Origin of the sequence: Streptomyces sp. NPDC093018, assembly GCF_040684035.1 — a bacterium.
GTDB classification, from domain to species: Bacteria; Actinomycetota; Actinomycetes; order Streptomycetales; family Streptomycetaceae; genus Streptomyces; species Streptomyces murinus.
Map to the genome: position 1 here is coordinate 1 of NZ_JBFBFF010000039.1, position 5,361 is coordinate 5,361.

5 protein-coding genes are annotated in these 5,361 nt (G+C 68.6%); 1 reads left to right on the forward strand and 4 read right to left on the reverse strand.

The window, feature by feature from the left end; genetic code table 11:
* Positions 1 to 37: 37 nt before the first annotated feature.
* From AB0N90_RS37480 to abc-f, 3 genes are all read right to left on the reverse strand, one after another.
* Positions 38 to 1,069 (reverse strand): erythromycin esterase family protein, encoded by a 1,032-nt coding sequence (locus AB0N90_RS37480; protein WP_365203949.1) that lies wholly within the window; start codon positions 1,067 to 1,069, stop codon positions 38 to 40.
* An 85-nt stretch (positions 1,070 to 1,154) separates the two neighbouring features.
* Complete coding sequence (locus AB0N90_RS37485; protein WP_365203951.1) at positions 1,155 to 1,847, reverse strand: CatB-related O-acetyltransferase; 693 nt, start codon at positions 1,845 to 1,847, stop codon at positions 1,155 to 1,157.
* A 46-nt stretch (positions 1,848 to 1,893) separates the two neighbouring features.
* Positions 1,894 to 3,513 carry a ribosomal protection-like ABC-F family protein gene (gene abc-f, locus AB0N90_RS37490; protein ID WP_365203953.1) on the reverse strand — a complete coding sequence of 540 codons (1,620 nt, stop codon included), beginning with the start codon at positions 3,511 to 3,513 and terminating at the stop codon, positions 1,894 to 1,896.
* 152 nt (positions 3,514 to 3,665) lie between these two features.
* Here abc-f and AB0N90_RS37495 point away from each other — a divergent pair, with 152 nt between their 5' ends.
* Positions 3,666 to 4,313, forward strand: a complete 648-nt coding sequence (locus tag AB0N90_RS37495) for a TetR/AcrR family transcriptional regulator (protein WP_365203955.1) — start codon at positions 3,666 to 3,668, stop codon at positions 4,311 to 4,313.
* A gap of 282 nt (positions 4,314 to 4,595) precedes the next feature.
* Here AB0N90_RS37495 and AB0N90_RS37500 read toward each other — a convergent pair whose 3' ends face one another.
* Positions 4,596 to 5,150, reverse strand: a complete 555-nt coding sequence (locus tag AB0N90_RS37500) for a hypothetical protein (protein ID WP_365203957.1) — start codon at positions 5,148 to 5,150, stop codon at positions 4,596 to 4,598.
* Between the last annotated feature and the right edge of the window lie 211 nt (positions 5,151 to 5,361).

Genomic DNA, 5,361 nt, shown 5'->3' on the forward strand with positions numbered 1-5,361 from the left:
AGCGGCGCGATCCGGTCCCACATCACATCAGTGATCACTAATCGGACAGACACATCCGATCAACTGATGAGCCCACCAAAGAGACACGGCCTAGGGCGAAGTAGTCATCGCCGAGCGTGCGGTGCAGGTGCTGTCCCATGGGGAGTCCCGTGAGGTGACCGTTGAAGGCCACCGGTGTCTTCTGGATGTGGGCGTTGTGAGCCGCCAGCACGACGCGGGTCCCGGGTTCGAAGCGTCCCAGGTGCCACAGGACCGACTCGGCCATGTAGACGTCGCGGGCTGAGGTGTCGGCGGTCAGCCCTTTGCCGGCGAAGAGGTCGGCCATGGCGCGGAAGGTGTAGTCGGCGTGGCAGGCGCCTTCGAGTCGGCGTACGGCGGTGTCGTAGCTGGGCTGGTCGCCGCGGGAGACATACAGCGGTTCGACGGAGCGGAACCGGATGAGCAGGCGCGTCAGGGTGGCGCTGAGGGCGTCTTGTTCGGCGGTGGCCAGGCGTCCCCACGCGGGCGCGGCGACGGCCGCAGAGCCACCGGCGAACGATTCGGCGATCCGTATCGCCTCCTGGACGACCGGCAGGGTTTCGGGATCGATCCGGCGCAGGTAGTCGGCAACCGGGGCCAGGGCGGGAAGCAAGGACCCACCGGCCGCCGGGATGTCGATGCCTGTGAAGCGCACCGGCGTTGAGGTGGTTCGGTTGTGTCGGCGTATCCAGCGCAGCGGCTCGTCGACTCCCACGGGGATTGTCCCGGCGAGGTGCGCCGACAGGTCGTCGTCCGGCCCCTCGCCCTGGGCCCACGCGTCAAGGGGGAAGCCTTCGCTGAAGCCGTACTCGAAGGCCAGGACGGTGAATCCGCAGCGCTCGGCCAGGAACCGCAGGATGCGCTCGCGCATGGATGCGAACTCGTTGACGAAGTGGGAACTTTCGCCGATCGCGACGACACGTGCGTCGCCGATGATGGCGCGCAGCGGCTCCAGATCGTCGAGTGGTGCCTCGGGATCGAGGTGGTCGAGGGGGACGGCGTGGGTGCGAAGCCAGTTGGCGAACGGGTTGTAGTGGAGCGAAGCAGGCATGCTGACAGCTCGATTCTCGGTGCTGGAATGGTGGATCGCGGATAGGGGGCGGGTTACCGCGCAGGTCGTCCTGGGCCGGGTTCGTTCAACGGTCCGTGGCGCTGGGGGTTGGTGGGTCCAGATGTTCCGTTTCCGCGTGCCCGGGTGCCGCGTTCTCCAGGTCGTCGATGCTGCCGGACATGATCGTGCGGATGTGTTCGGTGATGTGCTGGAGCGGCCAGTCCCACCAGGCCAGGGCGAGGAGGCGGTTGATGTCGGTTTCGCTGTAGCGGCGGCGGATGAGGCGGGCGGGGTTGCCGCCGACGATGCCGTAGTCGGGGACGTCGTCGACGACGACGGAGCCGGAGGCGATGATCGCTCCGTGGCCGATGCGGACGCCGGGCATCACCGTGGCCCGGTAGCCGAACCAGACGTCATGGCCCACCGCGGTGTCGCCTCGTCCGGGCAGGCCGGTGATGAGGTCGAAGTGTTCGGCCCAGGAACCGCCCATGATCGGGAATGGGAACGTGGAGGGGCCGTCCATGCGGTGGTTGGCGCCGTTCATGATGAACCGCACGCCCTCGCCCAGTGCGCAGAACTTGCCGATGACCAGCTTTTCCGGCCCGTAGTGGTACAGCACGTTGCGGGTCTCGAAGGCGGTCGGGTCATCGGGGTCGTCGTAGTAGGAGAAGTCTCCGACCTCGATCAGCGGCGAGGTGATCAGCGGTTTCAGCAGCACCACTCGCGGCTGCTCGGGCATCGGGTGCACCACGGTCGGGTCGGCGGGAACATGCGGCATTACGAATTTCATCCTTCCTGAGCGATGTCTGCGGGGCGGGAGGACCTCAGCGCGTGGCGGCGGACGTATCTGTCGCCTGTAAGGCCAGATGGGCGCCCTGCCAGTGCCGACGCAGCCCGCGGTCATGGCTGACGATGACGAGCGTGCCGTCGTACCCGCTCAGAGCGGTTTCCAGCTCCTCCGTGAGGGCGGGTGAGAGATGGTTGGTTGGTTCGTCGAGCAACAAGACATCCGATGGCGCACTGAGCAGTCGCGCCAGGGCCAGACGCTGCAGCTGGCCGGTGGACAGCCGGCCGACTGGCACCGCGAGCTGTTCGCGGTCGAACAGACCGAGGGACAGCAGTTGTCCGGCGTGTTCGGCGGCCTCTCCTGTCCGGCCACGGGCGAAGGCGGCCAGCACGGTCTCGGCCGGTTCCCCGGGTCGCGGTTCTTGGGGGAGGTAGCCGATCCTGCCGCGGCAGGTGACGCTTCCGCTGTCGGGAGTGATGTCCCCGGCCAGGACGCGCAGCAGGGTGCTCTTGCCCGCCCCGTTCGGTCCTGTGATCAGCAGGCGCTGGCCCGCCGTGACGGATAAGCAGGTGCGTGCAAGTCGATCCGTGACGGCAATGTCGGCGGCATCGAGTACGACGCCCTGTAGGCGGCGGGTCCGCAGTACGGGGGTGAAGCGCAGTGGCTCCGGCGGGGGCGGTACCGGGTCGGCAAGGAGGCGGCGCAGTCGTTCCTCGGCGTTGCGCACTCGGCTGGCCAGCGATTGCTGCACGCGGCCGCCCGCCCGGTTGTAGGCCAACTTGTTGCCGTCCTTCATCGGACGGCCGGGGGCCACCTGGCGAGCGGTGGTCGCGGCTGCCTCGCGGAGCCCGTCGAGGTCGGCCCGCCACTGGTCGTACGCCTGGGCCCAGCGCTGCCGGGCAGCGGCTTTCTCGGCGAGGTAACCGGTGTAGCCGTTGCCGTACCGCACCACGCGACGCGTGTCGCCGTCTACCTCCAACAGGCTGGTCGCAACCCGTTCGAGGAAGACGCGGTCGTGGGAGACCGTCACGGTGGTGCCCCGCCGTGCGCGCAGGTGCTCTTCCAGCCAGCTCAGGGCACCGTCGTCGAGATGGTTGGTCGGCTCGTCCAGCAATAGCACCTCCGGCGCCGCCGCCAGGCAGGCCGCCAGTCGTAACCTGACCCGTTCTCCGCCGGACAAGCTGCCCACCGTACGGTCACGGCCCACCAGCCCCAGGCCCAGTCCGTACAGGGCACGTTCCACGCGGGCGTCGGCGTCGAAGCCGCCGCGCACCTCGAAGACCGTGAGTAGTTCGCCGTATTCGGCCATGCCGGACTCGTCACCGTCGGCCATCGCGGTCTCCAGACGGCGCGTTCGCTGCTCGACCGCACGCAGATCGCTCAGCCCCCGGTCGATGACCTGCTGGACCGTCGCCTGCGCCGCCAGTTGCTCGTCCTGGGCGAAGTAGCCGACCCCGCCGGTGGCCTGGACGACCACCTCGCCCTGGTCGGGCCGTTCACGCCCGGCGAACAGGCGCAGCAAGGTGGACTTGCCCGATCCGTTCTCACCGATGATCCCGGTGCGCTCGCCCGCGGCGAGCGAGCAGGTCACCGAGTCAAGAACGAGCCTGCCGTTGGAGGACTTGCTGATGGCGAGTGCAGTGATCTGTGTGGGCATGCAGAGACTCCAAAGCATTCGAGAACGAGGCGGCCGTCGAGGGTTGCGCGGCCGGGCGAACGCTTCGGAAGAGGATCGATCATCCACTAGTGCGACAACTGCTGCTTTAAGATCTTGCCATAGCGACGACGCCCGAGCAAAGGTATTCAGCGATGACTCCCACAGAACCAGGACCGGAAGGCACCCCTCCGCCGCCGACCCGCCGCCGACCCGGGGGCCGCACCGCCCGGATTCGTCAGCAGGTGCTCGACGCAGTCGTCGCCGAACTTGGCGAACACGGTTATGACGGGCTCACCACCGACGCCGTCGCCGCCCGCGCCGGCGTGCACCGCACAACGGTGTACCGGCGCTGGGGGGACGTCGGCGGCCTGCTCGCCGACGTTCTCGACGCGGCGTCCGATGACGACTGGCAGCCACCGGACACCGGCTCACTGGAAAACGATCTGGCAGCACTGAACCAGGAGATCCACACAGCCCTGACTACACAGCCACCGATCATGGCAGCACTGATCGCCGCCTCGTTCCGCTCCGAGAAAGCCGCCGAGGCCCAACAGCGGCTCTGGGAGGACCGGTACGCCCGCTGCGAAATCATCGTCAGCCGGGCGGTCCGGCACGGCGAACTGCCACCGCACACTGACGCCCGGCAACTGCTCATCGCGGCCACCGCGCCGCTGTACCACCAACTGGTGCTCCTCCGCACGACACCCGACCCGCAACTGCCCGGCCATGCAGCCAGAACAGCCGCCCTCGCCGCAGCCGCCGGCGCCTTCGCCGAGCCCCCATCAGCATGCAGAGTCTGAGCAAGACTGCGCCAGCTCCCCACTGCTTGCAGCAGTTCGTTTCATAGGCGATCGCTCATGAACCACCCAGCCGGGACGTCGGCCACCTGCGGCGATCATGTTTGACGGCTTTGGGTCCCAGGATCTCAGGGTTCTCCTGTAGCCATGCGGCTTCTCCGGCAGGGCGCCGACTGGACGCTGGGCTGCTGTGATGGAGGCCGCGGCCTCAAACCCTGCCCGACTGCGCGCTCATGGACAGGACCGCTTGTGCCGCTCGGCCGGGAAGGGGTGTGGACGTGGCTGTCACGGGCTGATTCCTTCCAGTTCGCCGACCGGTACGGAGGCGCACGTGGTGCAGCGACCGTCGCTGTCGGGGCGGGCGCGCCGGGGGGTTGGGCCGGGGCATGTGCGGCAGAGCGGCCAGTGGAGGCAGGCTGGGCAGAGGTCTTCGCCGGGGGCGGTTCGGGGGACGCCGCAGCCGGTGCATTCGACGAGGGCCCGGTAGGCCAGGGCCTCGCTCACCGTGCGCGCGGTTGGAGAGGTGGTTGGCTGCGGTGGCGGGGTGGCCCTCGGGGGGCGGCTGTCGCGGTCGGCGGCCATGGCGGGTGGTGGGTATGCCTGGGCGGTGCGGAGGCGGGCGGCGATGATCGCGCCGACCGTGGTGCGGACCGGGTGTGGCAGCGGCCGGGCAGCGATGACGTGTTGTAGCTGCTCGCGGCTCCAGCCGGCTTCCAGCATGACGGTCACGGCGCGGCCTTGGTCGGTCAGCGTCTGGCCGGTCAGCAGCAGTTCGGGGCGAGCTGCCCCGAGTTCGCGCAGCAGCAGGAGGCCCGGATGCATCTCGTCCGCTGCGGGCACGGCCCGAGGGAACGTCGGTGTGCCTGGCTGGTCCGTCCGGGCGGGCGCCTGGTGTGGGCGCGGCGGGGACGGAGGGCTCTGGTGTTCTGCTGGGTGGTCTTCTTTCTCGTGGTGTTCTTAGAACTCCTAACGCAATGACTTCAGGCGTCGCCAGCAGATGAGTGCGCATCCCAGGGTGAGGAAGGCTTCGTGGATGTCGTCGCGTATCTCC

Coding starts and splice junctions, on each gene's coding strand:
- AB0N90_RS37480 (WP_365203949.1), bottom strand. CDS start 1,069: ATGCCTGCTTCGCTCCACTACAACCCGTTCGCCAACTGGCTTCGCACC.
- AB0N90_RS37485 (WP_365203951.1), bottom strand. CDS start 1,847: ATGCCGCATGTTCCCGCCGACCCGACCGTGGTGCACCCGATGCCCGAG.
- abc-f (WP_365203953.1), bottom strand. CDS start 3,513: ATGCCCACACAGATCACTGCACTCGCCATCAGCAAGTCCTCCAACGGC.
- AB0N90_RS37495 (WP_365203955.1), top strand. CDS start 3,666: ATGACTCCCACAGAACCAGGACCGGAAGGCACCCCTCCGCCGCCGACC.